The sequence below is a fragment of the Streptomyces sp. NPDC059989 genome (genome assembly GCF_042736975.1).
GTDB lineage: Bacteria > Actinomycetota > Actinomycetes > Streptomycetales > Streptomycetaceae > Streptomyces.
This window is the reverse complement of the sequence record NZ_JBHWUO010000034.1, coordinates 45,677-72,441: the sequence shown is the minus strand read 5'-3', so window position 1 is coordinate 72,441 and position 26,765 is coordinate 45,677. Positions and strand designations below refer to the sequence as shown.

Here is a 26,765-nt window from a genome sequence, read left to right as displayed (position 1 = left end):
CGGATCGGGTGCCAGGGTTCCCTCTTCGGTTCCCTCTTCAAACCCGTCGCGAGTGAAGATTCCGGCCGCAACTCTGCCCCGAATATTCTTGGCATGGACACTTCCAGCCAGGCTCGGCTCCTTGTACCACGGACTCAGGAGTAACTCCGGAGTAACCCCCACAAGGAGCCGCACCCCCATGAGCATGAGACTGTCGCGCTTCGCTGCCCTCACCTCCTCCGTCTTACTCGCCGCCGGCGCCGCCCTGTTCGGCGGCGCGGGCCAGGCGGCCGCCGCCCAGGCCGACTTCGGCTACGTCGCCCTCGGCGACTCGTACTCCTCCGGCGTCGGCGCCGGCGGCTACGACAGCGGGAGCGGCGACTGCAAGCGCACCACCCGGGCCTACCCCGCCCTGTGGGCCGCGGCCCACGCCCCGCAGACCTTCGCCTTCACCGCCTGCTCGGGCGCCCGTACGAACGACGTCCTCGCCAACCAGCTCGCCCCGCTGAACACCGGCACCGACCTCGTCTCGATCACCATCGGCGGCAACGACGCGGGATTCTCCGACGTCATGACGACCTGTGTGCTCCAGTCCGAGTCCACCTGCATCAACCGCGTCAACCAGGCCAAGGCGTACGTCGACTCCACCCTCCCCGGCCGGCTCGACCAGGTGTACAGCGCCATCGACAGCCGCTCGCCCAACGCCCACGTCGTCGTCCTCGGCTATCCCCGCTTCTACAAGCTGAACGGCACCTGCACCACCGGCCTCAGCGAGGGCGAGCGCGCCGCCATCAACGGCGCCGCCGACTACCTCAACGCCGCCATCGCCAAACGCGCCGCCGACCACGGCTTCACCTTCGCCTCGGTCGCCGGAGCCTTCACGGGCCACGAGATATGCTCCGGCGCCGCGTGGCTGCACAGCGTCAACTGGCTCAACATCGGGGAGTCCTACCACCCGACCGCGGCCGGACAGTCCGGCGGCTACCTGCCCGTCTTCACCAACGCGGCCTGATCGGGCCCCGCCGTCGGCGGGGTCGGTGACGCGCTCGTGCCAGGGGAGGAGGCTCCGCCCGTCGGGGTCTCCTTCCCGCACGTCACGGAGGTCGCCACCCACTCGGTGGTCACCTCCGCCGGCGCCCGCACCTCCAGCCGGACCGCGTCCTCGAAGGCCGCGCCCGGCACGTGCGTGAGCTCGGTGTGCTCCAGCCGCCGGCTCCTGGGCCCGGCCGCCTCGTACGTGACGGACTGCCAGCCGGGGCCCGAGGTCTTCCCGCTCCGGGTGGCCCAGCGGTACTCCAGGACGGCCGGGACCCGCTCCACCTCGACGGTGGCGGTGAAGGCGGGAGCCCGCTCCGAGGGCGGCGGGCAACTGCCGGTGTAGGAGGTCCGCACTGCGTCGACGTACACCGAAACGTGCTGCCCGGGAGTGGCCGAAGCCGAGGCCGAGGCGGACACCGAAGCCGATGGGGACGGGCGGGCGGAAGGGGCCGTGGTCACGGACTGCGCGGTGGTCGCCGCACCGCTCGGACCGCCGCTGTCGCCCCCGCTGCCCGCGCCCTCACGGTCCTTCAGCAGCAGCCACCCCAGCGCGACCAGCGCCAGCAGCAGCACCACGATCCCGGCGGTCAGCACCAGCCCGGCCCTGCCGCCCTGGCGCGGCGCCGGCGGCGGGACCGGTGCCGGCACCGGCGGCGCGGGCTCCCCGTACGGCGCCCCCGTCCCGCCGTGCCGGTGCCCGGGCTCGTTCCGGTGCTCGTGCCGGTGTTCCCGCGCGGTGGCCGTCGGCGAGTCCGGCCCCGACGCCGCCCCGCCGAGGGCCCGTACGATGCCGCCCGCGCCCACCACCCGCAGCATCCGGGCCGTCTCCGCCGCGGACAGCCGCTCGGCCGGATCCTTCCGCAGCAGCCCCTCCAGTACGGGCTCCAGCGGCCCGGCGCGCCGCGGCGCGGGCGGTTCCCCGTCCACCACGGCCCGCAGCGTGTCCAGCGGGGTCTCCTGCCGGAACGGCGAGACCCCCTCGACGGCCGCGTACAGCATGACGCCGAGCGACCACAGGTCCGACTCGGGTCCCGGCTCGCGCCCCAATGCCCGCTCCGGCGCGAGGAATTCGGGAGAGCCGACCACCTCGCCCGTCATGGTGATCGCCGAGGACCCCTCCAGGCTCGCGATCCCGAAATCGCTCAGCACCACCCGGCCGTCATTGGCGATCAGCACGTTCGCGGGTTTGACGTCGCGGTGCAGCACCCCCGAGTCGTGCGCGGAGCGCAGCGCGGCCAGCACCTGCTCGCCCATGTGGGCGGCCCGCTGCGGGGTCAGCGGACCCTCGGCCTCCAGTACGTCGGCCAGCGAGAGCCCGCGGACCAGCTCCATCACGATCCAGGGCCGCCCGCCCTCGGAGGCCACGTCGTAGACCGTGACGACCCCGCGGTGCGAGACCCGGGCCGCCGCCCAGGCCTCCCGCTCCAGCCGCCGGTACATCCGCTGGAGTTCAGCGGGCTCCAGGCCGGCCGGCGCCCGCACCTCCTTGACGGCGACCTCGCGCGCCAGCACCTCGTCCCGGGCCCGCCAGACGATGCCCATGCCGCCGCGGCCGAGGGGTTCCAGCAGCCGGTACCGGCCCGAGATGACACGATCGGGGCTCGATTCGCCGCCGGCACCCGTCACATTCCCACTCATGCGAGCCCCCCACGTGTGTGCGCATGCGCCCATATGTCACCAAGTGATCACTCCAAGTTAGCGCAGAGCGCGATAAGTGGCCCCTCTCGTGACGCGACTCGCACCAAGACCCCCAACTGCGCCGCTTCTGTGCGGAGAGTGACGGTCGACTCCGCTGAGTAATCGTCAACTCCCCGTCGCCACAGGGGTAATTCACACCACCGGGATACCCGAGCGCGCCGCAAGGGCGATAGGGTTAACCTGCCCGGGCCGGGTGCCCTCGTACGGGTGGGGAGAGATCATGGAACAGATAGCAATGCGCAGCAGGCCGCCTCGCGTGCCTGCCATCACCTGCGGAAGCGGTGCGACCAGCTCGCGCCTCGACCGTCACCTCGCCGTGCTGGGCGGTCCCGCCGTCCCGCACCGTGAGACCGCCGAGGCGACCCTGCTGATGCGAGAGCTCACCTCCCGCGACCACACGCACCGCCTGCGGAGCCGGAGCGCGCGCGTTTCGCTCTTCGCGCCGCTGCGCCGCCTGCGTCGCACGCTCTTCGGCAGCCGCCGCTCGTAACCGTCCCCGTACCGAGGCCTTCCGGCCCCGGTCCCGATCCCAGCCCCGGCCCCTACGCGATCACACCGTCCCGGCGAAGCTCCGAGATCTGCGTTCCCGTCATCCCCAGGGCGCGCAGCAGGGGTTCGGTGTGCTCGCCCAGCGCGGGCACCGCACCCATGTGCGGTGCCGCGCTGCCCGGCAGTCCGATCGGCGGCAGCAGGGCCCGCAGCGGCCCGGCCGGCGATCCCACCTCCCGCCAGCGGTTCCGGGCAGCCAGTTGCGGATGCGCGGCCAGCTGGGCCACCGAGTTCAGCCGCGCGCAGGCGATGCCCGCCGCCTCCAGCCGCCCGATCGCCTCGTCCGCGCCCAGCCGGCCCAGCGCCTCCGCCACCACCGCGTCGGTCTTCTCCCGGTTGCCGGTGCGCGCCGCGTTCGTCGCGTACGCCGGGTCCTCCGCCAACTCGGGCCGCTCCAGCACCTGTTGGGCCAGCCGCCGCCACTCCCGGTCGTTCTGCACCGACAGCAGCACCTGGTCGCCGTCGGCCGTCGGGTAGGCGTCGTAGGGCGCGATCACCGCGTGCGCGAGGCCGGTGCGCACGGGCTGCTCCCCGCCGTGCATCGTGTGGTGCAGCGGATGCCCCATCCACTCGGCGAGCGCGTCCAGCATGGACACCTCCACCCTGCCCCCGCGCCCGGTGACCCCGCGGCGCAGCAGGGCGGCGAGCACCCCCGAGAAGGCGTACATGGCCGCCGCGATGTCCGCCGCCGGAATCCCCGCCTTGACGGGCTGCTCCGGGGTCCCGGTCACCGAGACCAGCCCCGCCTCGCACTGCACGAGCATGTCGTAGGCGCGCTTGTGGGCGTACGGGCCCTCCGCGCCGTAGCCGGAGACGTCCACCGCGACCAGCCGCGGGTAACGCGCGCACAGCGCGGCCGAGTCGAGCCCGAGCCGGGCGGCGGCCCCCTGCGCGAGGTTCTGGACGAAGACGTCGGCACCGTCGAGCAGGCCGTGCAGGACCTCCCGGCCGCGCGGGTCCTTCAGGTCGAGCGCGATCGACTCCTTGCCGCGGTTGGCCCACACGAAGTGCGAGGCGAGGCCCCGCGCGGTGGTGTCGTAGGCGCGCGCGAAGTCGCCGCCGTCGGGGCGCTCGACCTTGACCACCCGGGCGCCGAGGTCGGCGAGCTGGCGGGTGGCGAAGGGGGCCGAGACGGCCTGTTCGACGGCGACGACGGTGATACCGGCGAGGGGGAGCGGTTCGGTAGCCATGGACCCCTGCCTACCGGTTCGGACCGTGATCTGTCACCCGTGCGGGGTGAAGAGATCCGCTCAGCCCAGGCCCCGCGCGAACCTGCGCGTGGCGAGCGGCATGAACACGGCGAGGAGGACCAGCGACCACAGCAGCGCCCCGGCGACCGGGTGCGCGGCGGGCCAGGCGGCTCCCGCCGCGGCCTCGGCACCCGCGTTCCCGCACAGCTCGCGGACGGCGGTGGCCACCGCGCTGATCGGGTTCCACTCCGCGACCGTACGCAGCCACCCGGGCATGCCGGCGGTCGGCAGGTACGCGCTGGACAGCAGCGGCAGGACGAAGGTGGCGCTGCCGAGCTGGCCCGCCGCCTCCTCGCTCTTGCTCAGCAGCCCGAGGTACGTGCCCACCCACGCGGTGGCGAAGCGGAACAGCAGCAGCACCCCGAGCGCCCCCAGCGCGCCCGGCAGGCCGTTCTCGATCCGCCAGCCCATCGCCAGCCCCACCAGCATCAGCGGAACCATGGAGAGCGCGGTGGTGAGCAGGTCGGCCGCGGTCTGCCCGAGCGGCACGGCGCTGCGGCTCATCGGCAGGGTCCGGAAGCGGTCCATCACCCCGCGGTGGGCGTCCTGCGCGGCCGTGAACATGCCGGTCATCAGGCCGTTCGCGGCGGTGGCGGCGAGCAGCCCGGGGACCAGGAACTCGCGGTACTCGGCCCCCGGCATCGCGAGCGCGCTGCCGAAGACGTAGCCGAAGAACAGCAGCATCGTGATCGGCATGGTCTGCGTGAGGATCAGCAGCGCCGGGGCGTGCCGGGCCTTCTGGAGCTGGCGGGTGAAGACGGCTCCGCCGTCGGACAGCAGGGTGCTCATGCCGCGTGCTCCTTCTCGGCGGGGGCCGTGGGGATCCGGGTGAGGCGCAGGAACACCTCGTCGAGGGTGGGCGGGCGCAGGCTCGCGTCGGTGACCGGCACGCCGGCGCCGTCGAGCTCGCGGATGATCCGGGGCAGGGTGAGACCGGTGTCGAGCACGGTGACGCCGACCGTGAGGCGCTCCTCGTCGAGCACCGGCCGGCCGCCGGTGAGCTGGTCCAGTACGACGGCGGCGCCGGAGAGGGCCTCGCGCGCGGCGACGGCGACCTCGGCGTAGGCGCCGATCCGGGCCTTCAGCTCGGCCGGGGTGCCGGTGGCGGCGGCCAGGCCGCGGTCGACGACCACGATGTCGTCGGCGAGCCGGTCGGCCTCCTCCAGGTACTGGGTGGTCAGCAGCACCGTGGTGCCTTCGTCGGCGAGTTCCCGTACCGCCGTCCAGATCTGTTCGCGGGCCGCCGGATCGAGGCCGGTGGTGGGCTCGTCGAGGAAGAGCACGCGGGGCCGGGTGATCAGCCCGGCGGCCAGGTCCAGGCGCCGCTTCATCCCGCCCGACCAGGTGGAGGCCACCCGGTCGGCGGCCTCGCCGAGTTCGAAGCGCTCCAGCAGCTCGTCGGCGCGGGCCCGGCCCGCGGAGCCGCGCAGTCCGGCGAGGCGCGCGAAGAGGCGGAGGTTCTCACGGCCGGTCAGGTCCCCGTCGACGGAGGCGTACTGGCCGGTGACCCCGATGGCGCGGCGCACGGCCGCGGGGTCGCGGGTGACGTCGTGGCCGGCGACGAGGGCGCGGCCGGCGGTGGGTGCGGTGAGGGTGGTGAGGATGCGGACGGCGGTGGTCTTGCCCGCGCCGTTGGGGCCGAGGAGACCGCAGACCGTGCCCTCGGGCACGGCGAGGTCGAGGCCGCGCAGGGCGTGGACCTCCCCGTAGTTCTTCTCCAAACCCTCACTAAGTACGGCGTACGTAGTTGTCATGTGTGGCACCCTACCCCACTACGTACGGCGTACGTAACTAAGATGGGGGCGAGACGGACGAGGTGATGTGAGCGATGGCAGCCGGTGGGCGACCCGCTGAACCCGAAGTGATCTGGGCCCGCCCGCCGCGGGCCGGCCGTGGCCCCCGGCCCGCGCACAGTCGCGAGTCGATCGCCGCCGAGGCGGTGCGGATCGCGGACGCGGAGGGGATCGAGGCCGTCTCCATGCGGCGCGTGGCGGCCGGGGTCGGCGCCGGGACGATGTCCCTGTACAACTACGTGCCGCGCAAGGAGGACCTGTACGAGCTGATGGTCGACGCGGTCAGCGGCGAGTACGAGTTCCCCGCGCCGACCGGCGACTGGCGGGCCGACCTGCTCGCGCTGGCCCGCCAGACGCGGGCGCTGATGCGCCGGCACCCGTGGCTGCCCCGGCTGCTGAGCCCGGTGTACGGCTTCGGCCCCAACGCCCTGCGCTACCTGGAGCACAGCCTGGCCTGCCTGGCCCCGCTGGACGCGGCCGGAGCCGAGAAGCTGGAGCTCGTCGCCGCCGTCAACGGCACGGTGGCGACGTACGTGGCGGGCGAGCTGGCGCTCGCCGAGCGGGCCCGGTCGCTGCCCTGGAGCGAGGCCGCCGAACAGCGCGTGCGGACGGCCTGGCTCGGCTCGCGCCTGGCCACCGGGGAGTACCCGCTGCTGGCCGGGGCCCTCGCGAGCGGCATCGAACCGGTCCCCGGGGCGGGGCTGGACATGGACGCCGTGTTCGACCGGACGCTGTCGCGGCTGCTGGGGGCGTGGGCCCCGTAGTGCTGCGCCCCCGCGGGGTGTGCCGGGCTTCCGCGGGCCGGTCTGGGGGGTGCGCCGCGCTTCCGCCGGCGGGTCCGCGGGGTGCGCCGGGCTTCCGGGGGGTGTGCCGGGCTTCCGCGGGCGGGTCCGCGGGATGCGCCGGGCTTCCGCGGGCCGGTCCGGGGGGTGTGCCGGGCTGCCGCGGGCCGGGTCAGAGCAGCGCGAACTGGCCGCCCGGGCCCTCCTCCTGGTGGTCCAGGACCGAGGCCGGGCGCCTGGCCCAGCCCGGCGGCGGCAGCACCCCGGCCGCGCGCAGCTCGCCCGCGGACAGGGCGGGACCCGGCTCGAAGGCCGCCCGCTCCGGGGCCAGATCGGCCAGCAGCGCCAGGGTCGTGATCAGGGCCGGCAGCTCAGAGGTCCAGCTCTGCGGCCACTCGGCCGGACCCAGGGCCTCCAGCCCGTCCGCCTCCGGATCGCGGTGCGCGCTGCGGGCGGCGAACCAGGCCTCCAGTACGCGCACGCCCTGGACCTCGTACTCCCAGGCGCCGGCCGGCACAGGGGACACCGTCCCGCCTCCAAAGCCCAGCGTCTCGCTCTCGGAGTCGTACGCCACCTCGTGCGGCCAGGTCACGACCGCCGAGCGGACGTACGGGCGCCGGCCCCCGGGCAGCCGGGGCGGCTCGCCGCCCCGGGCTCCGCGCAGCCGGACGGTGAGCAGCCGCTGGCCCAGCTCCAGCCCCTCCCGCCAGCGCCCGGCGTCGGCGGCCAGCGGGACCTCGTACCCGCGCGGCCCGGGGCGGCCCGCGGCGAGGATCCAGCACAGCACGTCCTCGGGGGTGGCCCAGCCGCCGTACCGCTCGCCCAGCAGGGGCAGCAGGCCCGGGGCGAGGTTCGGCTCGGCGCCGCCGGGGCGGCGGTGCAGCGGGCGGATCCGGCCGAGCCGGCCGGCCGGGAGGTGCGCGGTGACCAGCAGGTCGGGCGCCGCCGGCGTTTCGACGGCGAACAGCTGGTGCTCGTCCCGGACCCGCCACAGCTCCGGGCGGGCCGCGTCGATGAGCCGCTGGTCGGGCAGCAGCCACTGCTCGTCGAAGGGGGCGCGCAGGATCCGTACGGGGTCGGGGCACGGGCCGGGCTCGTCGGCGAAGCGGGCCGTGGCGGCCGAGCGCCGGCCCGGCAGCGCGGCCGCGCCGGCGGCGGGCGTGCGGCTGCGGCTCGGGCGGAACAGCCGCTCGCGCTCGGCGCCTTCGGCGGCGGTCAGGGCGGCCCAGCGGGCGCGCAGGGATACCGGATCGGGTGCGGCCACCCAGTCCCGGCCCAGGCGGAGGCCGCCCACGGCCCAGGGCATCAGATCGTCCAGCAGCGGTACGTCTTCGCTCACGCCGCCGATGGTAGCGACGGCGCCCGGTGGCCGGGCTGCGTCCAGGCCGAAGCGCTACGCTCCTTATGTACGCATACGTACGGTATCGACCGAGGAGACGGTCATGAGTCAGTACGACGAATACTCGACTCCGTCGCAGGCCGAGGGCGAGCGCCTCGACGAGGACATGGACGAGAAGCAGAAGGCGCAGCGGCACCCCCAGACGATGCGGACCACGCCTTCGCAGGCGGAGGGCGAGCGCGCCAAGGACGACGAGGAGCGGTAGGTCTCTTTTACGGGCCGTCGGTGCCCTCCATGCCTCAGTGCGCGTCGACCGTCACCGTGAAGGAGAACCGGTCGCCGCGGTAGCGGATGCGCGCCACGTCCACCACCCGGCCGTCCTCGTCGTAGGTCACACCGGTGTAGTGCAGGATCGGGCTGAGCAGGGGGACCTGGAGCAGTTCGGCCGTCTCCGGGTCCGCCAGCCGGGCTTCGACCGTGTCCGTGATGCGGCTGATGCGCACCCCCACGACGTCCCGCAGCACCTTCGTCATCGGCCACCGTTCGAGATCGGCCAGGTCCACCGCCTCGGCGAATTCCGGTAGGACCGCGTTCTCCACCCAGTTGGTCGGCTCTCCGCTCTCGCGGTCGTGGCGCAGCCGGCGGTACGTGACCACCTCGGCCGTGTCCGGGAAGTGCTCCAGCAGCTCCCCGGACACGGCCGTCCGCCCGTGGCCGAGAATCGTCGTACGGTCGCCCGACTGCTGGGCCACGATCGCGTCGACCGAGCCCAGCAGCCGGACCGGGGCACTGCGCCGCGCGCCCGGCTCGATGAAGGTGCCGCGCCGCCGGTGCCGGCTGATCAGCCCCTCGCCCTCCAGCTCCTTCAGCGCCTGCCGCATGGTCAGCACGCTCACCCCGTAGTGCTCGGCGAGCTGCTCCTCGGTGGGCAGGCGCAGCGAGGCGTCCGGGGTGCGCCCGAGTATCGAGGCGCGCAGCGACTGTGACACCTGGTACCAGAGCGGCAGCTTCCGGTTCAGCACCAGCGAGTCGGGGGCGAAGGGGGTCACGGGTGGATCTCCGTACGGCTGGACGGGGGCGGCGTGCTGCGCATATTAGGCGCGGAAGTGGCGCTGCAGACCCTGCCAGACGTCGTCGTATCCGCGCTGGAGGTGGTCCGCGCCGGCCGCCTGGGCGGTGGCGGTGATCGGCCAGCGGGTCTCGAACATGAAGGCCAGGCCGTCGTCGATCTTCTGCGGCTTCAGCTCGGCGGCGCTGGCCCGGTCGAAGGTCTCCCGGTCGGGGCCGTGCGCCGACATCATGTTGTGGAGCGAGCCGCCGCCGGGGACGAAGCCCTCGGCCTTGGCGTCGTAGGCGCCCTCGATCAGGCCCATGTACTCGCTCATCACGTTGCGGTGGAAGTAGGGCGGGCGGAAGGTGTCCTCGCCGACCAGCCAGCGCGGGGCGAAGACCACGAAGTCCACGCCCGCGAGGCCGGCGGTGTCGGAGGGCGAGGTCAGTACGGTGAAGATCGACGGGTCGGGGTGGTCGTAGCTGATCGAGCCCAGGACGTTGAAGCGGCGCAGGTCGTAGACGTACGGGACGTGGGTGCCGTGCCAGGCGACGACGTCCAGCGGGGAGTGGTCGTAGGTGGCCGACCAGAGGTTGCCGCAGAACTTGTTGACGACCTCGGTCGGGCGCTCGCTGTCCTCGTACGCGGCGGACGGGGCCCGGAAGTCCCGGGCGGCGGCGAGGCCGTTGGCGCCGATCGGGCCGAGGTCGGGCAGCTCGAAGGGGCGGCCGTAGTTCTCGCAGACGTAGCCGCGGGCGGGGGCGCCGTCTTCGCCGTCGTTGCCGTCGTTGCCGTCGTTGCCGTCCAGCAGCTCGACGCGGAAGCGGACGCCGCGCGGAATGAGCGCCATCTCGCCCGGCCGGGCGGCGAGCAGGCCGAGCTCGGTGCGCAGGAGCAGGCCGCCGCGCTCGGGGACGATCAGCAGCTCGCCGTCGGAGTCGCTGAACACCCGGTCGGTCATGTCCGCGTTGGCGGCGTAGAGGTGGATGGCCATGCCGGAGCGCTGGGCGGCGTCGCCGTTGCCGCCCAGGGTCCACAGGCCGGCCAGGAAGTCGGTGCCGGGGGCCGGGTCGGGCAGCGGGTTCCAGCGCAGCCGGTTCGGGTCCGCGGGAGCCTCGGTGAAGGGCGCCGTGCGCAGGGCCCCGTTGTCGATCCGGGTGAAGGGCGGGTGCGCCGCCGAGGGGCGGATCCGGTACAGCCACGAGCGGCGGTTGTCGCTGCGGGGCTCGGTGAAGGCGCTGCCGCTGAGCTGCTCGGCGTAGAGGCCGAGCGGTGCGCGCTGCGGCGAGTTCCGGCCGTGCGGCAGTGCGCCGGGGACGGCCTCCGAGCTGTGCTCGTTGCCGAAGCCGGTGAGGTACTCCAGCCCCTCCGCCGTCTTCCTGGCCTGCTCGCTCATGTGCTGCTCCCGCTCAGTCGAAGGAATCCTATGGTCGACAGTAGGATTCCGCGGCCCGCGCGTCAACGGCGCATCGAGGCGGAGGGGGAAGGGCGGGGCCGAGGCGGGTGGGGGGAGAGGAGGGGGCGGGCGCGGGGGAAACGGATTCGCGCACAAGGGGATCCGAAAAGATGAACAATGCTCTACTCTCACGCGCATGTCGTGGACCCGCAGGTTCCCTGCCGTGTCCGGGGGTACCCCCGGACGAAGTCTGGGGGAGACCCTCCTCGCAGCTCTCCTCCTCGCCCTCCTGTCCCTCTTCGCCGCCGCGCCCGCCGCCCGCGCGCACGAGGAGCGCCCCGTCACCCTCCCGGACGGCTCCGGATCCGTGCCCGAGTACCGCAGGGCGGAGCCCGACCTCGTCGTCTGCAAGACCGACCGCCCCGCCTTCGAACGCCGGATATCCGCCTTCCCGGAGGAGCTCAGGCAGCGCAACCTCGCCCTGTACGAGCGGTGCGAGAAGAGCGGCTACCGGCACCTCCAGGAAGCCGTCGACGCCGTCGACCGGCCGGGCATGAACATCGCGATCCTCCCCGGCCTGTACGAGGAGGAGCCCTCGCTCCCCAAGCCGACGGGGGAGTGCGCGGAGCTGAAGGCCCCCAACTCCTCGCTCGGCTACCAGATCCTCACGTACGAGCAGCAGGTGCGCTGCCGGCACAACCAGAACCTCGTCGCCATCCTCGGCAAGACGAACCTCCAGATCGAGGGCACCGGCGCGACCCGCCTGGACGTGGTCATCGACGCCAAGTACCAGAAGCTCAACGCCCTCCGCGCCGACAAGTCCAACGGCATCTACTTCCGCAACTTCACCGCCCAGCGCACCACTTTCAACTCGCTGTACGTCCTCGCAGGCGACGGGTTCGTCATCGACGACGTGCTGACCCGGTGGAACGACGAGTACGGCTTCCTGACCTTCGCCAGCGACCACGGGCTCTACAAGAACTGCGAGTCGTACGGGAACGGCGACTCCGGCATCTACCCGGGCAGCGCCTCCAACATCAACGACGGCCGCGGCTACGACGTCCCCCGCTACTCCATCGAGATCACCGGCTGCCGCAGCCACCACAACATGGTCGGCTACTCCGGCACCGCGGGTGACTCGGTGTGGGTGCACGACAACGAGTTCGACCAGAACATGGGCGGCGCCTCGATGGACAGCGCCTTCCCCGGACACCCCGGACTCCCGCAGAACCACGCCAAGTTCGAGCGGAACCTCATCCACGACAACAACCAGGACTACTACGGGTACGTCGCCGACGGCACCTGCGCCAAGCCGCCGATCGAGCGCGGCTACGAGCGGGGCGTCGTCTGCCCGCAGATCTCCATGCCGCCGGGCACCGGCATCATCACCGCCGGCGGCAACTGGAACCTCTACGAGAACAACTGGGTGTACGGGCACAAGCGCGCGGGCTTCTTCCTCTCGGCGGTACCCGCCTTCATCCGCGGCGAGGAGGCGTGGTCCAAGCAGGCGGACACCTCCCACCACAACCGCTACGCCGGCAACGTGCTCGGCAAGGACAAGTCCGGCGCCGCCCGCCCCAACGGCATGGACGTGTGGTGGGACGGCCAGGGCCGCGGCAACTGCTGGCAGGACGGCCCCGACGGCTCCACCCCGGGCACGCTGCCGCAGTGCGGGGGCGCGCGCGGCGAGGTCTCCGGGGCCTCGGCCCGCCTGGTCGGCGAACCGGCGAAGCTCGTCCAGCTCCTCGTCTGCGCCGACTACAGCGTCCAGGCGCGCAAACTCCCGGCCGGCTGCGACTGGTACGGCGCCCGGGGCCTGGAGCGGGTGGAGACCCAGATCGCCCTCGCGGTGGCGGGTGTCCTCCTCCTGGTCGGCGGCGTGCTGTGGTGGCGCCGCCTGCGCCGCTCCCGGCTGGGCACGGCCGCCTCCCTGCTGGGCCTGGCCGGCCTGGCCCTGGACGTGGCCGGCTCCACCACGGGCCTGGTCGCCACCCCCATTCCGGCACTGGCGTTGACGCTGCTGGGCCTGTGGTGGACGGGCGTGGGCCTGGCCCTGCGCCCCACCCGCCCCTGGCTGGCCCGCCTCACCCTGCTGCTGGCCGGGCTCACCCTGCTGGACGCCTTCGACAAGGCGGTCCTGATGATCCCGTGGAGCCCCCTGAGCCCCGCCTGGATACGGGCCCTGGTGGCCGTGATCTGGGTCCTTTGGGCAGTCATCGCCTCGGCCCGCCCCGGCACCCCGGCCCGCCCCGCAGACCCGGGCGGCGACCCGGCAGGCGACCGCGCCCCGACCCCGGACGCCCCCACTCCCTCCCTCACCACAGCGGAGCCCACCCCATGACCCGGCCCCAAGCCACCCGGGCCGAGGTCACCACCCGGGTTGCGGCCCCCACCCGGGTCGCGGTCACCACCCGGGCCGAGGCCAGCACCCGGGCCGAGGCCACCACCAGGGCGGAGGTCACACCCCGGGCCGAGGCCACCACCCCGGCCGCGGTCACCACCCCGGCCGAGGGAGGGCAGCCGTGACCGACCGGCCCGAAGACCGCAGCCGGTGCGACGCCTGCGGCACGCCGCCCCGCCCGCGCCGCAGGCCCGGCAGGCGAGGCAGGGCCACCCGCGTCGCGGCCCTCCTCGCCGTGACCCTGCTGCTCGCCGGGGGAGCGGCGACGGGCTGCGGCGGGCGGGCCACCACCCACCACAAGCCCGGCACCACCCATGAGCAGGCCTCCGGCAGCGCCGGCACCCTGCTCACCGCCGACGACGGCACGGGCCACCGGCTCCGCGAGGTCCCGGCCGAGGGCGCGCCGGAGGTGCAGCTCACGGCCCGCCCGGACTCGGAGGACGGCTGGAACCTCCAACTGGCCGTGAAGAACTTCCGCTTCACCCCCGACAGCACCGGCGGAGCCGCCCTCCCGGGCGCCGGCCACGCCCACCTGGAGATCGACGGCCGCAAACTGGCCCGGCTGTACGGCCCCTGGTTCCACCTGCCCGCCGCGCAGGTCCCCGAGGGCACGCACACCCTGACCGTCCGCCTGTACGCGGACGACCACACCGCCTGGGCGGTGTCCGGCAAGCCGGTCGAAGGCGGGGTCCCGCTGACCGCGGGACCCCCGGACCAGGCATCCCACAGCCACCCCGCACCGACCCCGACCGGCTCCCCGGAGCCCCCACAGGCTCCGCCGGCCGACCGGACGGTCACCATCACCGTCCGGGACGGCAAGGTCAGCCCCGCCCCCGCCCGCACCGAGCTCAAGCGCGGCGAGCGCGTCGCCCTGCGCGTCACCAGCGACCGCGCGGACACCCTGCACGTCCACGGCTACGACAAGGAACTCGCCCTGCCGGCAGGCCAGGAGGCCACCCTGATCCTGACGGCCGACCGCACCGGCCTCTTCGAGGTCGAGACCCACGAGTCCGCCCTCGTCCTGACCCAGCTCCTCGTCCGATGACCCCGCCCGTGCCCCCGTACCTCCCCCCGCAGGCTCCGGCCGGTGGCGGGGGAGGCCAGGGCGTGGTCCTGCTCCCGGCCGATCCGCTCACCGCCCTCGCGCACGGGATCGGGTCCCAGCACGATCTGCCGATCTCTCCCTTCTACGCCTTCGCCGGGGCCTTCACCGCGCTCTTCGTCTCCTTCCTCGCACTCGCACTGCTCTGGTCCACCTCCCGCTTCCGCGGCGACCGCTCCGGGCTCGCCCTGCCCGCCTCCCTGCAGCGGGTGGCCGACGCGCCGGCCACCCGCACCGCCCTGCGCGGACTCGGGCTCGCCCTCGCGCTCGCCGTGCTCCTCCACCTCCTCCTCGGTCCCGACGACCCCGCGCACAACCCCGCTCCCGGCGCCGTCTACGTCCTCTTCTGGGTCGGACTCGTCCCCGCCTCCCTCCTCCTCGGCCCCGTCTGGCGCCTGCTCAACCCGCTCCGCACCCTGCACCGCCTCTTCTCCCGGGCCCGGCGCGGCGGCGACGGCCCCGACCGCCCCCTCCCCGCACGGCTGGGCCAATGGCCCGCCGCCGCCGGGCTGTTCGGCTTCACCTGGCTCGAACTCGCAGCTCCCGACCCCGCATCCACCACCACCCTCCTCATCGCCCTCGCCACCTACACCACCGCCCAGCTGCTGCTCGCCGCCCGCTTCGGCGAGCGCTGGTTCGACGACGGAGACGCCTTCGAGACGTACTCCGCCCTCCTCGCCCGGCTCTCCCCCCTCGGCCGTCGCAGCGACGGCCGCCTGGTTCTCCGTAACCCCTTCCACGGACTCGACGCGACGCCCGAGCGGCCCGGACTCGTCGCCACCGTCTGCGTCCTGCTCGGCTCCACCGCCTACGACGGCTTCTCCGACAACCCCTCGTGGATCAACGCCCTCCAGACCTCCCCCCTCGGCCGCACCCCCACGGCCACACTCGGACTCCTCGGCTCCATCGCCCTCGTCGCCACCCTCTACGCCCTGTGCGCCGCGGCCACCCGCCTCGTCAGCGGCCCGCACCCCGGCCCGCTGACCGCCTTCGCGCACTCACTCGTACCGATCGCACTCGGCTATCTCATCGCCCACTACTTCTCCCTTCTGGTAACCGAAGGACCACGCACAGTAAGCATGGCACTCGGCACTGACAACGCCCCCGAACCCTTGCCACCACTGGGCCCCGGGGCTCTCGCGGCCCTCCAGGTCATCGCCGTCGTCACCGGCCACGTGCTCGGCGTCGTTGCGGCCCACGACCGCTCCGTACGCCTCTTCCCGCCCGCCAGGGCGGTCGCCGGCCAGCTGCCGCTGCTCGCGCTGATGATCACTTACACCGTCGGCGGGCTCGGCCTCCTGCTGAACTGAGGCTGCCGCCGAAACGAGAACCCCGGAGCGGCATGATGGACCCCGTGCCCCCCGCCCACTCCCTGCGCCGTACTCCCATCCAGCAGCGCAGCGCCGACCGGCTCGCCCGGATCCTCGACGCCTGCGCCGAACTGCTCGACGAGACCGGATACGAGAACCTCAGCACCCGCGCCGTCGCACTGCGCGCCGGAGTGCCGATCGGCTCGGTCTACCGCTTCTTCGGCAACAAGCGGGCCATGGCCATCGCCCTCGCCCATCGCAACCTGGACCGCTACGCCGACGGCATCGCGGACCGGCTCGCCGCCCTCCCCGCCACCCACTGGCGGCCCGTCGTGGACGCCGTGCTGGACGAGTACCTGGCCATGAAGCGCAGCGTCCCCGGCTTCGCGCTCGTCGACTTCGGTGTGCCCGCGCCGCCGCCCGGAAGCCCGGAGGCCGACCCCAACCACCTGGTCGCCGCCCGCCTCACCGAACTGCTCTGCGCCCACCTCGGCCTGACCCCCGACGCCACCCTCGGACGGGCGGTGCTCGTCTCCGTCGAGGCCACCGACGCGCTGATCCAACTGGCCTTCCGCACCGACCCGGCGGGGGATCCCGACATCGTCGCCGAGACCCGGGCGATGATGCACGCCTACCTGGCCCGCGTACTGGACTGACCCCCGCGGCCCGGCCGGGCGCGGCCCCGCCTGGGCCGGCCGACGTTCGCGGGGCCTGGTTCGCCCAGCCCGGGTCCGCCCGGCCTCTGCCCCGCGGGCCTCTGCCCCGCCGCCCCAGGGCCGGCCTCTCCGCCGAGCCCCTACCCGCCCCGTCCCCCGGATCGGCGCCCGTAGACCCCTCCCATCCGTCCCTACCGGTCGGTATGCTCGCTGCGCCCGTGTGCCCGCGCCGCAGCCTGTCGCCCCTGGAGGGCCCATGCCCCGCACCGCCCTGCGCATCTGCCCCCTCTGCGAAGCCACCTGCGGACTCACCCTCACCATCGAGGGCACCACCGTCACCGGCGCCCGCGGAGACCGCGACGACGTCTTCAGCCGCGGCTTCATCTGCCCCAAGGGCGCGGCCTTCGGCGCGCTCGACGCCGACCCCGACCGGCTGCGCACCCCCCTCGTCCGCCGCGACGGCCGGCTCCAGGAGGCCACCTGGGAGGAGGCCTACGACGCCATCGCCGCCGCAGTCCCCGCCCTGGTCCGGGAGCACGGGGCCCAGTCGGTCGGCGTGGTCCTCGGGAACCCGAACGTCCACACCATCGCCGGCGCCCTCTACCCGCCCCTGCTCCTCAAGGCACTCGGCACCCGCAACCTCTTCACCGCCAGCACGCTCGACCAGATGCCCAAGCACGTGTCCAGCGGGCTGCTCTTCGGGGACCCCTTCGCCATCCCGGTTCCCGACCTGGATCACACCGACTTCCTACTGCTCCTGGGCGCCAACCCCCTCGAATCCAACGGCTCCCTGTGCACCGCCCCCGACTTCCCCGGCCGGCTCAAGGCCCTGCGCGCCCGCGGTGGGACCCTGGTCGTCGTCGACCCGCGCCGCACCCGCACCGCCCGGCTCGCCGACCGCCACCTCGCGCCCCGCCCCGGCAGCGATGCGCTGCTGCTCGCCGCCCTCGCGCACACCCTCCTCGCGGAGAAGCTCGCCGCCCCCGGCGCGCTGGAGGAACACACCGAGGGACTCGGGGAACTCGCCGCTGCCCTCGGGAGTTTCACTCCTGAGGCCGTAGCACCCGCCTGCGACCTCGCTGCCGATGACATTCGCACCCTTGCCCGCGAGCTCGCGGCCGCCCCGACGGCCGCCGTCTACGGGCGGATCGGCAGCTGCACCGTCGAGTACGGCACGCTTGCCAGCTGGCTGGTCGACGTGCTGAACATCCTCACCGGCAATCTCGACCGGCCGGGCGGAGCCCTCTTCCCGCTCTCCGCGACCAGCGGCGCGCCCCGGCCGGCCGGTCCCGGCAAGGGGTTCGCCCTGGGCCGCTGGTCGAGCCGGGTCAGCGGCCACCCCGAAGCCAAGGGCGAACTCCCCACCTCCGCCCTGGCGGAGGAGATCGAGACCCCGGGGGAGGGGCGGATCCGGGCGGTGATCGCCATCGCCTCGAACCCGGTCCTGTCCGCACCCGACGGCGACCGGCTCGACCGGGCCTTGGCCGGCCTCGACTTCATGGTCTCCGTCGACCCCTACCTGAACGAGACCTCACGCCACGCCCACGTCGTGCTGCCCCCGCCGCCGCCCGCCCAGAGCGCGCACTTCGACTTCGCGTTCAACGGGTTCGCCGTACGCAACCAGGCCCGCTACTCACCGGCCGCCATCCCCCTGGAGGAGGGGCGGATGGAGGAGTGCGAGATCCACGCGCGGCTGATCCTCGCCGTCTCAGGCCTGCACGGAGCACCGCCCGAGGCCGTCGACGAGCGCGTCATCGCCGACAGCCTCGCCCGGGCCGTCACCGAACCCCACTCACCGCTCTTCGGCGCCGACCCCGAGGAGCAGGCCCGCCTGCTGTCCGGCCGCACCGGTCCCGAGCGGCGGCTCGACATGATGCTGCGCCTGGGCCCGTACGAGCTGACCCTGGAGGATCTGCGGCAGAACCCGCACGGCATCGACCTGGGCCCGCTGCGGCCCCGGCTCCCGGGCGTGCTGAGGACCCGCAGCGGCAGGATCGAGCTGCTCCCGGACCCGATCGCGGCCGAGCTCCCCAGGCTGCGCGCGGCGCTCGCCGACCGCCCCGCCGGCCTGGTGCTCGTGGGCCGCCGCCATCTGCGGTCCAACAACAGCTGGTTGCACAACGTCCCGGCCCTCACCGGAGGTTCCAACCGCTGCACCCTCCAGATCCACCCGCAGGACGCCGGCCGGCTGGGCCTCACCGACGGGGGCCGGGCCAGGATCACCGCTGACGGCGGCTCCCTGGAGGTCCCCGTCGAGGTCACCGACACCGTGCGCACCGGAGTGGTGAGCCTTCCGCACGGCTGGGGCCACGACCGCGCCGGCGCCCGGCTCTCGGTGGCCTCCGGCTCGCCCGGCGCCAACGTCAACCAGCTCCTCGACGGCTCCCGGCTGGACCCGCTGTCCGGCACGGCCGTACTCAACGGCTTCCCCGTCGAGCTGACACCCCTGCCCTGAGCTGGGGTTTTGCTCGTATTGCTCACGGGCAGACGTCTTGTTGGCAGAAGGAGGGGCACCTACGTTCCCAGCATGCTGACCTTCCTCGGCTTCGCCATGATCGCGACCTTCCTGGTCCTGATCATGCTGAAGAAAATGTCGCCCATCGCGGCGCTCGTCCTCATCCCCGCGCTCTTCTGCGTGTTCGCAGGCAAGGGCGCGCACCTCGGCGACTACGTCATCGACGGCGTCGGCAAGCTGGCCCCCACCGCCGCCATGCTGATGTTCGCCATCGTCTACTTCGGCGTGATGATCGACGTCGGCCTCTTCGACCCGATCGTGCGCGGCATCCTGCGGTTCTGCAAAGCCGACCCGGTCCGGGTCGTGGTCGGCACCGCCGTCCTCGCCGCGATCGTCTCGCTCGACGGCGACGGATCGACCACCTTCATGATCACGGTCTCGGCCATGTACCCGCTCTACAAGCGGCTCGGCCTGAGCCTGGTGGTCATGACGGGTGTCGCCGCCACCGCCAACGGCGTCATGAACACCCTGCCCTGGGGCGGCCCCACGGCCCGCGCAGCCACCGCCCTCAAGCTGGACGCCGCCGACATCTTCGTCCCGATGATCCCGGCACTCGCGGTGGGCCTGCTCTGCGTGTTCGTCCTCGCCTACGTCCTTGGGCTGAAGGAGCGCCGCCGCGTCGGCCTCCTGAGCATGCCCGGCGAGGAGGTGGAGACGGAGCCCCTGTCCCTCGTAGCCGCCGGCTCCGGTGCCGGGACCGGAGCGGCACCCGCCCGCAGCTCCGGTTCCGGTTCCGATTCCGACTCCGGGGCCGGGCCCGGGTCCGACTCGGGCCCCGCGCAGACTTCCGCGGCCCCGGAGGCCCCCGGATCCGCCGGATCCACCGCCCCCGCCACCCCCTCCGGCGAGGGCGACGGCTTCCAGGGGCTCGACCCGCACCGCGCCACCCTGCGCCCGCGCCTCTACTGGTTCAACGCCGGCCTCACCGTCGCCCTCCTGACCGCCATGATCATGGAGCTGCTGCCCATCCCGGTGCTGTTCCTGCTCGGCGCCGCCCTCGCCCTCACCGTCAACTTCCCCCACATGCCCGACCAGAAGGCCCGGATCGCCGCCCACGCCGACAACGTCCTCAACGTCGCCGGCATGGTCTTCGCCGCCGCCGTCTTCACCGGCGTCCTCACCGGCACCGGCATGGTCAAGCACATGGCCGACTGGCTCGTCGGCGCCATCCCCGAGGGCATGGGCCCGCACATGGCCCTGGTCACCGGCTTGCTCAGCCTGCCGCTCACCTACTTCATGTCGAACGACGGCTTCTACTTCGGCGTCCTGCCCGTCCTGGCCGAGGCCGGCGCCGCCCACGGGGTCTCCCCGCTGGAGATCGCCCGCGCCTCCCTGGTCGGCCAGGCCCTCCACATGTCCAGCCCGCTGGTTCCGGCCGTCTACGTCCTCGTCGGGATGGCCAAGGTCGAGTTCGGCGACCACACCCGATTCACCGTGAAATGGGCGGCTCTCACCTCTCTGGTCGTCCTCGCGGCAGGGATGCTTTTCGGCATCATCTGATCCCGGCCGCCCCTGGCGCGCCGAAAACTACCGACGCTAGTTTGTAGGCTGTTGGCGAGGTCAGGTCTACGCGCTCGTGCGTGCTCGGGAGGAATGACATGAAGGCCCACGACGGGATGTACATCGGCGGGGAATGGCGGCCCGCCGTCGGGCAGGACCGGATCGAGGTGGTCAACCCGGCCGACGAGCAGGTCATAGGCTCGGTTCCGGCCGGCACCGCCGAGGACGTGGATGCGGCCGTACGCGCGGCACGCGCCGCCCTGCCCGGCTGGGCGGCCACCGCTCCGGCCGAGCGGGCCGCCCTGATCGGCGCGCTGCGCGACGTACTGGCCGCCCGCAAGAGCGAGATCGCCGAGACCATCACCGCCGAGCTCGGCTCGCCGCTCGGCTTCTCGGAGCTGGTCCACGTCGGCTCGCCGATCGCCGTGGCCTCCTCGTACGCCGAGCTCGCGGCCTCGTACGCCTTCGAGGAGCGGATCGGGAACTCCACCGTCCTGCTGGAGCCGGTCGGTGTGGTCGGCGCCATCACGCCCTGGAACTACCCGCTGCACCAAGTCGTTGCAAAGGTGGCGCCCGCTCTCGCCGCCGGCTGCACCCTCGTCCTCAAGCCGGCCGAGGACACCCCGCTGACCGCACGGCTCTTCGCCGAAGCCGTGCACGAGGCGGGCATCCCGGCCGGAGTCTTCAACCTGGTGACCGGGACCGGCCCGGTCGCCGGGCAGGCCCTGGCCGCGCACGAGGGAGTCGACCTCGTCTCCTTCACCGGCTCGACCGCTGTCGGCAAGCAGATCGGTGCCACCGCCGGCGCCGCCGTCAAGCGGGTCGCCCTCGAACTGGGCGGCAAATCGGCCAATGTCATCCTGCCCGGCGCCGATCTGGCCAAGGCCGTCGCGGCAGGCGTCGGACACGTCATGAACAACACCGGCCAGAGCTGCAACGCGCTCACCCGGATGCTCGTCCACCGGGACCAGCACGAGGAGGTCGTCGCCCTCGCGGCCGCCGCCGTCGCCAACTACCCCACCGGCGACCCCACCGACTCGGGCACCCGCCTCGGCCCGGTCGTCAACGCCAAGCAGCACGAGCGCGTGCGCGGCTACATCGCCAAGGGCATCGAGGAGGGCGCCCGCCTCGTCGCCGGCGGCCCCGACGCGCCGCACGCCCAGGGCTACTTCGTCGCCCCGACCGTGTTCGCCGATGTCACCCCCGACATGACCATCGCCCAGGAGGAGATCTTCGGCCCGGTGCTCTCGATCCTCCCGTACGAGGACGAGGAGCACGCCCTGAGCATCGCCAACGGCACGGTCTACGGTCTGGGCGGCGCCGTCTGGGCCGCGGACGAGGAGACGGCCGTGGCCTTCGCCCGCCGCATGGACACCGGGCAGGTGGACATCAACGGCGGCCGCTTCAACGTGCGCGCACCCTTCGGCGGTTACAAGCAGTCGGGCGTCGGCCGTGAACTGGGCTCGCACGGGCTGGCCGAGTACCTCCAGACCAAGTCCCTGCAGTTCTGAGTCGTGCTGCCGGGGTCGCAGGGGTTGCAGGAGTGCAGCCCCCTCAGCCCCCTCAGCCCCTGCCGGTACCGCAGTTCCGAGCCGCCGCCCTCGAATACCAGACGGAGAAGACGACCATGGTCCGCGCCGCCATCCTGCCCGCCGTCGGAGCACCGCTGGAGATACGGGAGATCGTGCTGCCCGATCCCGGCCCCGGGCAGGTCCGGGTGCGGCTCGCCGCCGCCGGGGTCTGCCACTCCGACCTCTCCCTCACCAACGGCACCATGCGGGTGCCCGTCCCCGCCGTCCTCGGCCACGAGGGCGCGGGCACGGTCCTCGCCGTCGGGGAGGGGGTCGGCCACGTCGCGCCCGGCGACGGGGTGGTGCTCAACTGGGCCCCGTCCTGCGGGGAGTGCCACCACTGCACCATCGGCGAGGTCTGGCTCTGCGCCAACGCGCTCACCGGGGTCGGGGCCGTCTACGCGCACGACGCCCAGGGCGTCGAGCTGCACCCGGGGCTGAACGTGGCCGCCTTCGCCGAGGAGACCGTCGTCGCGGCCAACTGCGTGCTGCCCGCGCCCGCCGGGATCCCGCTCGCCGAGGCCGCCCTGCTCGGCTGCGCGGTCCTCACCGGCTACGGCGCCGTCCATCACAGCGCCCAGGTCCGCCCCGGCGAGTCCGTCGCCGTCTTCGGTGTCGGCGGTGTCGGCCTGGCCGCCCTCCAGGCCGCCCGGATCGCCCAAGCGGGCCCGATCGTGGCCGTCGACGTCTCCCCGGCCAAGGAGGAACTGGCGCGCGCGGCCGGAGCCACGGACTTCGTACTGGCCTCCGACACCACCGACAAGCAGATCCGCGCCCTCACCGGCGGGCAGGGCGCGGACGTCGCCGTCGAATGCGTCGGCCGGGCGGAGACCATCCGCGGAGCCTGGGAGTCCACCCGCCGCGGCGGCCGCACCACGGTGGTGGGCATCGGCGGGAAGGAGCAGCAGGTCTCCTTCCACGCCCTGGAGATCTTCCACTTCGCCCGCACCCTGACCGGCTGCGTCTACGGCAACAGCGACCCCGCCCGCGACCTCCCGGTGATCGCCGAACACGTCCGCGCGGGCCGCCTCGACCTCGGCGCCCTGGTCACCGACCGCATCACGCTCGACGGCATCCCCGCCGCCTTCGACGCGATGCTGGCCGGCAAGGGCGGGCGCTCGCTCGTCGTCTTCTAGCCGGAAGTCGGGAGCGGCAAGCCCGACTCAGGAACCCGACTCAGGAAGGCCGACTCAGGAAGCCCGACTCAGGAAGTCGGACTCGGGAAGCCGGACCACCGCCCACCCGCCCCAGGCCGGTGGGCGGTCAGGTCTCCCGAAGCGCCTCGTACTGGAGGGCCAGGCCGTCCAGCAGCGCCGCCAGGCCCGTCTCGAAGGCGCCCTCGTCCACCTCGTGCCGGCGCTCGGCCAGCAGGTGGGCCTGCCCCAGGTGGGGGTAGTCCGACGGGTCGTATGCCGTCTCGTCGTCCACGAAACCCCCGGCGAACGAAGCGACCGCCGAGCCCAGGATGAAGTACCGCATCAGCGCGCCGATCCGGGTCGCCTGCGCCGGCGGCCAGCCCGCCGCCGTCATCGCGCCGAACACCGCGTCCGCCAGCCGCAGGCCCGCCGGGCGGCGGCCCGGTCCCCGCGCCAGCACCGGCACGATGTTCGGATGGTCGGACAGCGCGTCCCGGTACGAGTGCGCCCACGCGTGCAGGGCCCCGCGCCAGTCCCGCCCCGCCTCCGGCTCGAACATCGACAAGTCGACCCGCGCGCTCACCGCGTCCGCGACCGCCTCCAGGATCTCGTCCTTCGTGCGGAAGTGGTTGTACAGCGAGGGCCCGCTGACCCCGAGCGCGGCCGCCAGCCGCCGCGTCGACACCGCCTCCAGCCCCTCCGCGTCCACCAGCGCACCCGCCGCCTCGACGATGCGGGCTCTGCTGAGGAGGGGCTTGCGCGGTCTGGCCATGCGCCACATAGTAGGGCCTGCCCGCCATAAACTACCGGTGCTAGTTAATGGCCCCGACGACCCGCCCGGAGGTGCCCGGTGAATCTGGAGCTGAGCGAGGAGCAGGCCGCCGTACGCAGGCTCGCCCGCGAGTTCACCGAGCGCGAGGTCGTCCCGTACGCCGCCGACTGGGACCGCGCCGAGAGCGTGGACCGGGCCATCGTGGAGAAGCTCGGCGCCCTCGGCTTCCTCGGCCTGACCGTCCCCGAGGAGTACGGCGGCTCCGGCGGCGACCACCTCGCCTACGTCCTGGTCACCGAGGAACTCGGCCGCGGCGACTCCGCCGTGCGCGGCATCGTCTCCGTCTCCCTCGGCCTGGTCGCCAAGACCATCGCCGCCTGGGGGACCGAGGAGCAGAAGCGCGCCTGGCTGCCCCGCCTGTGTTCCGGGGACGCGCTCGGCTGCTTCGGCCTGACCGAGCCCGGCACCGGCTCCGACGCCGGCAGCCTCACCACGCGCGCCGTGCGCGAGGGGGACTCGTACGTCGTCAGCGGCAGCAAGATGTTCATCACCAACGGCACCTGGGCCGATGTGGTCCTGCTCTTCGCCCGCACCAACGACGAGCCCGGCCACCGCGGGATCTCCGCCTTCCTCGTCCCCACCGACACCCCGGGTCTGACCCGCCGCGAGGTCCACGGGAAGCTCGGCCTGCGAGGCCAGGCCACCGCCGAACTCGCCCTCGACGGCGTCCGCGTCCCCGCCTCCGCGATGCTCGGCCCCGAGGGCAAGGGCTTCTCGGTGGCCATGTCCGCCCTGGCCAAGGGGCGCATGTCGGTCGCCGCCGGCTGCGTCGGCATCGCCCAGGCGGCCCTGGACGCGGCCGTGTCGTACGCCGCCCAGCGCGAGCAGTTCGGCAAGCCGATCGCCCATCACCAGCTGGTCCAGGAGCTGATCGCCGACATCTCGGTCGACGTGGACGCCGCCCGCCTCCTGACCTGGCGCGTCGCCGACCTCATAGACCGCGGGCAGCCCTTCGCCACCGAGTCCTCCACCGCGAAGCTCTTCGCCTCCGAGGCCGCCGTGCGCGCCGCGAGCAACGCCCTCCAGGTGCACGGCGGATACGGCTACATCGACGAGTACCCGGCCGGGAAGCTGCTGCGCGACGCGCGCGTGATGACCCTGTACGAGGGCACCAGCCAGATCCAGAAGCTGCTCATCGGCCGCGCCCGCACCGGCGTTTCCGCATTCTGATCCCCATTCTGATCCGCATTCCGATCCGGCCTTCCGATCCCGCCCTTCCGGTCCCGCGTCCTGAGTACGCATCTGAGTACGCGTGCGCATGTGCCCCCCGCCACACGCCCGCGATGCTGGCGCCATGAACGAGACACCGGTCAAGCAGCAGAGCACGGGGGCGTACTACGGCCAGGCCGTCGCCTCCTTCGGCATCGCCATGGCCGCCGTGGCCGTGGGGATCTACAACCTGGAGGTCGACGGCTGGGTGCGGGCCTTCCTCGGCATCGCGGTCCTGTACCTCACCACCTCCGCCTTCACCCTCGCCAAGGTGATCCGCGACCGGCAGGAGGTCACCCAGATCGTCAGCCGGGTGGACCAGGCCCGGATGGAGAAGATCATGGCGGAGTACGACCCGTTCGCGCCGAAGTAGTCGGCCCGGGGGAGCTAAGCGCTTGCTCACCCTCCGGTAGGCTGTGCAGTCCTGTACACGGCGAAGAGGGTGAGTGAGCGATGGACAGCGCGGAGGAGACGGCCGGGGCCGGCGGCTACCAGCCGTGGTCGGAGGTCACCCCCGACGCCGCGCGGCGGCTGCTCGTCGCGGCCGTCGACGCCTTCGCCGAGCGCGGGTACCACGCCACCACCACGCGGGACATCGCGGGCCGGGCCGGCATGAGCCCGGCCGCGCTCTACATCCACTACAAGACCAAGGAAGAGCTGCTCCAGCGGATCAGCCGGATCGGCCACGACAAGGCGCTGGAGATCCTCACCTCGGCCGCCGACGGCCCCGGCTGCGCCGCGGACCGGCTCGACGCGGCCGTACGGTCCTTCGTACGGTGGCACGCGGCGCATCACACCACCGCGCGGGTGGTCCAGTACGAGCTCGATGCTCTCGCTCCGGAGCACCGCTCCGAAATCGTGGCACTGCGCCGGCAGAGCGACGCCGCCGTACGCCGCATCCTCGCCGACGGGGTCGCGGCGGGGGAGTTCGACGTCCCCGACGTACCCGGCACCACCCTCGCCGTGCTCTCGCTCTGCATCGACGTGGCCCGCTGGTTCAACGTGGCCGGCCGGCGCACGCCCGACGAGGTCGGCGCGCTCTACGCCGACCTCGTGCTCCGCATGGTGGGCGCACGCCCTCAGAAGTAGTACCGGGACACCGACTCCGCCACGCACACCGGCTTGTCGCCGCCCTCGCGCTCGACCGTGACCGTGGCCGTCACCTGTACGCCGCCACCGGCCTCCGTGACCTCCGTGATCACGGCGGTGGAGCGCAGCCGCGACCCGACCGGCACCGGCGCCGGGAAACGCACCTTGTTCGTCCCGTAGTTGATGCCCATCTTCATGCCCTCGACCCGCATGATCTGCGGCACCAGGCTGGGCAGCAGGGACAGGGTCAGGTAGCCGTGCGCGATCGTCGAACCGAAGGGGCCGTCGGCCGCCCGCACCGGGTCCACGTGGATCCACTGGTGATCGCCGGTCGCGTCCGCGAAGAGGTCGATCCGCTTCTGGTCCACCTCCAGCCACCCGCTCGGGCCCAGCGGCTCGCCGATCCCGGCGTGCAACTGCTCTGCGGACGTGAAGACCCTCGGCTCGGCCATGCCCTGCTCCTGCCTCTCACTCACGAACTCACGAACTCACGAACTTACGAATGGCGCTGGGCGAATAAGCGCTTGCTCAGCATGCTGGGACCGTATGTGTATGTCAACGCACCTCCG

Annotated in this window: 25 protein-coding genes; 16 read left to right on the top strand and 9 right to left on the bottom strand. The window is 73.3% G+C overall.

Annotated features, from left to right (window positions below):
* The first annotated feature begins 184 nt into the window (after nucleotides 1-184).
* Nucleotides 185-991 (top strand): SGNH/GDSL hydrolase family protein, encoded by an 807-nt coding sequence (locus ACFWBN_RS27205; protein WP_385180160.1) that lies wholly within the window; start codon nucleotides 185-187, stop codon nucleotides 989-991.
* Here the strand turns inward: ACFWBN_RS27205 and ACFWBN_RS27200 are convergent.
* Nucleotides 961-2,655, bottom strand: coding sequence for a serine/threonine-protein kinase (locus ACFWBN_RS27200; protein WP_385180099.1), 1,695 nt, complete (start codon nucleotides 2,653-2,655; stop codon nucleotides 961-963). The genes ACFWBN_RS27205 and ACFWBN_RS27200 overlap by 31 nt on opposite strands.
* Nucleotides 2,656-2,935: 280 nt before the next feature.
* Here ACFWBN_RS27200 and ACFWBN_RS27195 point away from each other — a divergent pair, with 280 nt between their 5' ends.
* Complete coding sequence (locus ACFWBN_RS27195; RefSeq protein WP_030720225.1) at nucleotides 2,936-3,205, top strand: hypothetical protein; 270 nt, start codon at nucleotides 2,936-2,938, stop codon at nucleotides 3,203-3,205.
* A gap of 52 nt (nucleotides 3,206-3,257) precedes the next feature.
* Here ACFWBN_RS27195 and ACFWBN_RS27190 read toward each other — a convergent pair whose 3' ends face one another.
* From ACFWBN_RS27190 to ACFWBN_RS27180, 3 genes are read right to left on the bottom strand one after another with little or no spacing between them, the layout of a single operon-like run.
* Nucleotides 3,258-4,454, bottom strand: a complete 1,197-nt coding sequence (locus ACFWBN_RS27190; RefSeq protein WP_385180096.1) for a CaiB/BaiF CoA transferase family protein — start codon at nucleotides 4,452-4,454, stop codon at nucleotides 3,258-3,260.
* A 60-nt stretch (nucleotides 4,455-4,514) separates the two neighbouring features.
* On the bottom strand, nucleotides 4,515-5,303 hold the full coding sequence (locus ACFWBN_RS27185; RefSeq protein ID WP_385180093.1) for an ABC transporter permease: 789 nt from the start codon (nucleotides 5,301-5,303) through the stop codon (nucleotides 4,515-4,517).
* Complete coding sequence (locus tag ACFWBN_RS27180) at nucleotides 5,300-6,268, bottom strand: ATP-binding cassette domain-containing protein (protein WP_385180090.1); 969 nt, start codon at nucleotides 6,266-6,268, stop codon at nucleotides 5,300-5,302. Before ACFWBN_RS27180 ends, ACFWBN_RS27185 begins: the two co-directional genes overlap by 4 nt.
* Before the next feature lie 74 nt (nucleotides 6,269-6,342).
* Between ACFWBN_RS27180 and ACFWBN_RS27175 the strand changes: the two genes are divergently transcribed.
* Nucleotides 6,343-7,071 carry a TetR/AcrR family transcriptional regulator C-terminal domain-containing protein gene (locus ACFWBN_RS27175; RefSeq protein ID WP_385180088.1) on the top strand — a complete coding sequence of 243 codons (729 nt, stop codon included), beginning with the start codon at nucleotides 6,343-6,345 and terminating at the stop codon, nucleotides 7,069-7,071.
* 190 nt (nucleotides 7,072-7,261) lie between these two features.
* Here the strand turns inward: ACFWBN_RS27175 and ACFWBN_RS27170 are convergent, their stop codons facing one another.
* Complete coding sequence (locus ACFWBN_RS27170) at nucleotides 7,262-8,395, bottom strand: type ISP restriction/modification enzyme (protein ID WP_385180156.1); 1,134 nt, start codon at nucleotides 8,393-8,395, stop codon at nucleotides 7,262-7,264.
* 136 nt (nucleotides 8,396-8,531) lie between these two features.
* On the opposite strand from ACFWBN_RS27170, the gene ACFWBN_RS27165 reads away from it, so the two are divergent.
* On the top strand, nucleotides 8,532-8,693 hold the full coding sequence (locus tag ACFWBN_RS27165; protein WP_385180085.1) for a hypothetical protein: 162 nt from the start codon (nucleotides 8,532-8,534) through the stop codon (nucleotides 8,691-8,693).
* A gap of 34 nt (nucleotides 8,694-8,727) precedes the next feature.
* On the opposite strand, the gene ACFWBN_RS27160 is transcribed toward ACFWBN_RS27165, so the two are convergent.
* Together ACFWBN_RS27160 and hmgA are read right to left on the bottom strand one after the other, a co-directional pair.
* A complete protein-coding gene (locus ACFWBN_RS27160) occupies nucleotides 8,728-9,477 on the bottom strand; it encodes a GntR family transcriptional regulator (protein WP_385180082.1) in 750 nt (249 codons plus the stop codon).
* 45 nt (nucleotides 9,478-9,522) lie between these two features.
* Nucleotides 9,523-10,875: a homogentisate 1,2-dioxygenase gene (gene hmgA, locus ACFWBN_RS27155; protein WP_385180079.1), complete on the bottom strand. Its 1,353-nt coding sequence runs from the start codon at nucleotides 10,873-10,875 to the stop codon at nucleotides 9,523-9,525.
* 196 nt (nucleotides 10,876-11,071) lie between these two features.
* Between hmgA and ACFWBN_RS27150 the strand changes: the two genes are divergently transcribed.
* The 9 genes from ACFWBN_RS27150 to ACFWBN_RS27110 all read left to right on the top strand — a co-directional run bounded on the left by ACFWBN_RS27150 (nucleotide 11,072) and on the right by ACFWBN_RS27110 (nucleotide 23,066).
* A complete protein-coding gene (locus ACFWBN_RS27150) occupies nucleotides 11,072-13,216 on the top strand; it encodes a right-handed parallel beta-helix repeat-containing protein (RefSeq protein ID WP_385180077.1) in 2,145 nt (714 codons plus the stop codon).
* A complete protein-coding gene (locus ACFWBN_RS27145; RefSeq protein WP_385180074.1) occupies nucleotides 13,213-13,401 on the top strand; it encodes a hypothetical protein in 189 nt (62 codons plus the stop codon). Before ACFWBN_RS27150 ends, ACFWBN_RS27145 begins: the two co-directional genes overlap by 4 nt.
* A complete protein-coding gene (locus ACFWBN_RS27140) occupies nucleotides 13,398-14,321 on the top strand; it encodes a hypothetical protein (protein WP_385180071.1) in 924 nt (307 codons plus the stop codon). Before ACFWBN_RS27145 ends, ACFWBN_RS27140 begins: the two co-directional genes overlap by 4 nt.
* A 62-nt stretch (nucleotides 14,322-14,383) precedes the next feature.
* Entirely contained in the window at nucleotides 14,384-15,688 is a 1,305-nt protein-coding gene (locus ACFWBN_RS27135; RefSeq protein ID WP_385180153.1) for a hypothetical protein, read from the top strand.
* A 35-nt stretch (nucleotides 15,689-15,723) separates the two neighbouring features.
* Nucleotides 15,724-16,344, top strand: a complete 621-nt coding sequence (locus ACFWBN_RS27130) for a TetR family transcriptional regulator (RefSeq protein WP_385180150.1) — start codon at nucleotides 15,724-15,726, stop codon at nucleotides 16,342-16,344.
* Nucleotides 16,345-16,600: 256 nt separating this feature from the next.
* Nucleotides 16,601-18,799, top strand: coding sequence for a molybdopterin oxidoreductase family protein (locus ACFWBN_RS27125; RefSeq protein ID WP_385180069.1), 2,199 nt, complete (start codon nucleotides 16,601-16,603; stop codon nucleotides 18,797-18,799).
* A gap of 72 nt (nucleotides 18,800-18,871) precedes the next feature.
* Entirely contained in the window at nucleotides 18,872-20,359 is a 1,488-nt protein-coding gene (locus tag ACFWBN_RS27120) for a CitMHS family transporter (protein ID WP_385180066.1), read from the top strand.
* Between the two features lie 98 nt (nucleotides 20,360-20,457).
* On the top strand, nucleotides 20,458-21,870 hold the full coding sequence (locus ACFWBN_RS27115) for an aldehyde dehydrogenase family protein (protein WP_385180064.1): 1,413 nt from the start codon (nucleotides 20,458-20,460) through the stop codon (nucleotides 21,868-21,870).
* A gap of 116 nt (nucleotides 21,871-21,986) precedes the next feature.
* Nucleotides 21,987-23,066 (top strand): Zn-dependent alcohol dehydrogenase, encoded by a 1,080-nt coding sequence (locus ACFWBN_RS27110; RefSeq protein WP_385180148.1) that lies wholly within the window; start codon nucleotides 21,987-21,989, stop codon nucleotides 23,064-23,066.
* A 127-nt stretch (nucleotides 23,067-23,193) separates the two neighbouring features.
* On the opposite strand, the gene ACFWBN_RS27105 is transcribed toward ACFWBN_RS27110, so the two are convergent.
* Nucleotides 23,194-23,847: a TetR/AcrR family transcriptional regulator gene (locus ACFWBN_RS27105; RefSeq protein ID WP_385180061.1), complete on the bottom strand. Its 654-nt coding sequence runs from the start codon at nucleotides 23,845-23,847 to the stop codon at nucleotides 23,194-23,196.
* 69 nt (nucleotides 23,848-23,916) lie between these two features.
* On the opposite strand from ACFWBN_RS27105, the gene ACFWBN_RS27100 reads away from it, so the two are divergent.
* The 3 genes from ACFWBN_RS27100 (at nucleotide 23,917) to ACFWBN_RS27090 (ending at nucleotide 26,196) form a co-directional block, all read left to right on the top strand.
* Nucleotides 23,917-25,068 carry an acyl-CoA dehydrogenase family protein gene (locus ACFWBN_RS27100; protein WP_385180059.1) on the top strand — a complete coding sequence of 384 codons (1,152 nt, stop codon included), beginning with the start codon at nucleotides 23,917-23,919 and terminating at the stop codon, nucleotides 25,066-25,068.
* A 124-nt stretch (nucleotides 25,069-25,192) separates the two neighbouring features.
* The gene (locus tag ACFWBN_RS27095; protein WP_385180056.1) at nucleotides 25,193-25,480 is read left to right on the top strand and encodes a YiaA/YiaB family inner membrane protein; all 288 of its coding nucleotides are present in this window, start codon (nucleotides 25,193-25,195) and stop codon (nucleotides 25,478-25,480) included.
* An 80-nt stretch (nucleotides 25,481-25,560) separates the two neighbouring features.
* Nucleotides 25,561-26,196, top strand: a complete 636-nt coding sequence (locus tag ACFWBN_RS27090; RefSeq protein ID WP_385180053.1) for a TetR/AcrR family transcriptional regulator — start codon at nucleotides 25,561-25,563, stop codon at nucleotides 26,194-26,196.
* Here ACFWBN_RS27090 and ACFWBN_RS27085 read toward each other — a convergent pair.
* Nucleotides 26,187-26,648 (bottom strand): MaoC family dehydratase, encoded by a 462-nt coding sequence (locus ACFWBN_RS27085; protein ID WP_385180050.1) that lies wholly within the window; start codon nucleotides 26,646-26,648, stop codon nucleotides 26,187-26,189. The genes ACFWBN_RS27090 and ACFWBN_RS27085 overlap by 10 nt on opposite strands.
* Between the last annotated feature and the right edge of the window lie 117 nt (nucleotides 26,649-26,765).

Bases quoted from the DNA above. Each gene is read 5' to 3' on its own strand.
- ACFWBN_RS27195 (WP_030720225.1), top strand. From the start codon at position 2,936: ATGGAACAGATAGCAATGCGCAGCAGGCCGCCTCGCGTGCCTGCCATC.
- ACFWBN_RS27175 (WP_385180088.1), top strand. From the start codon at position 6,343: ATGGCAGCCGGTGGGCGACCCGCTGAACCCGAAGTGATCTGGGCCCGC.
- ACFWBN_RS27200 (WP_385180099.1), bottom strand. From the start codon at position 2,655: ATGAGTGGGAATGTGACGGGTGCCGGCGGCGAATCGAGCCCCGATCGT.
- ACFWBN_RS27110 (WP_385180148.1), top strand. From the start codon at position 21,987: ATGGTCCGCGCCGCCATCCTGCCCGCCGTCGGAGCACCGCTGGAGATA.
- ACFWBN_RS27120 (WP_385180066.1), top strand. From the start codon at position 18,872: ATGCTGACCTTCCTCGGCTTCGCCATGATCGCGACCTTCCTGGTCCTG.
- ACFWBN_RS27130 (WP_385180150.1), top strand. From the start codon at position 15,724: ATGGACCCCGTGCCCCCCGCCCACTCCCTGCGCCGTACTCCCATCCAG.
- ACFWBN_RS27105 (WP_385180061.1), bottom strand. From the start codon at position 23,847: ATGTGGCGCATGGCCAGACCGCGCAAGCCCCTCCTCAGCAGAGCCCGC.
- ACFWBN_RS27165 (WP_385180085.1), top strand. From the start codon at position 8,532: ATGAGTCAGTACGACGAATACTCGACTCCGTCGCAGGCCGAGGGCGAG.
- ACFWBN_RS27145 (WP_385180074.1), top strand. From the start codon at position 13,213: ATGACCCGGCCCCAAGCCACCCGGGCCGAGGTCACCACCCGGGTTGCG.
- ACFWBN_RS27205 (WP_385180160.1), top strand. From the start codon at position 185: ATGAGACTGTCGCGCTTCGCTGCCCTCACCTCCTCCGTCTTACTCGCC.
- ACFWBN_RS27180 (WP_385180090.1), bottom strand. From the start codon at position 6,268: ATGACAACTACGTACGCCGTACTTAGTGAGGGTTTGGAGAAGAACTAC.
- ACFWBN_RS27170 (WP_385180156.1), bottom strand. From the start codon at position 8,395: ATGCCCTGGGCCGTGGGCGGCCTCCGCCTGGGCCGGGACTGGGTGGCC.
- ACFWBN_RS27090 (WP_385180053.1), top strand. From the start codon at position 25,561: ATGGACAGCGCGGAGGAGACGGCCGGGGCCGGCGGCTACCAGCCGTGG.
- ACFWBN_RS27190 (WP_385180096.1), bottom strand. From the start codon at position 4,454: ATGGCTACCGAACCGCTCCCCCTCGCCGGTATCACCGTCGTCGCCGTC.
- ACFWBN_RS27115 (WP_385180064.1), top strand. From the start codon at position 20,458: ATGAAGGCCCACGACGGGATGTACATCGGCGGGGAATGGCGGCCCGCC.
- hmgA (WP_385180079.1), bottom strand. From the start codon at position 10,875: ATGAGCGAGCAGGCCAGGAAGACGGCGGAGGGGCTGGAGTACCTCACC.
- ACFWBN_RS27125 (WP_385180069.1), top strand. From the start codon at position 16,601: ATGCCCCGCACCGCCCTGCGCATCTGCCCCCTCTGCGAAGCCACCTGC.
- ACFWBN_RS27095 (WP_385180056.1), top strand. From the start codon at position 25,193: ATGAACGAGACACCGGTCAAGCAGCAGAGCACGGGGGCGTACTACGGC.
- ACFWBN_RS27185 (WP_385180093.1), bottom strand. From the start codon at position 5,303: ATGAGCACCCTGCTGTCCGACGGCGGAGCCGTCTTCACCCGCCAGCTC.
- ACFWBN_RS27150 (WP_385180077.1), top strand. From the start codon at position 11,072: ATGTCGTGGACCCGCAGGTTCCCTGCCGTGTCCGGGGGTACCCCCGGA.
- ACFWBN_RS27085 (WP_385180050.1), bottom strand. From the start codon at position 26,648: ATGGCCGAGCCGAGGGTCTTCACGTCCGCAGAGCAGTTGCACGCCGGG.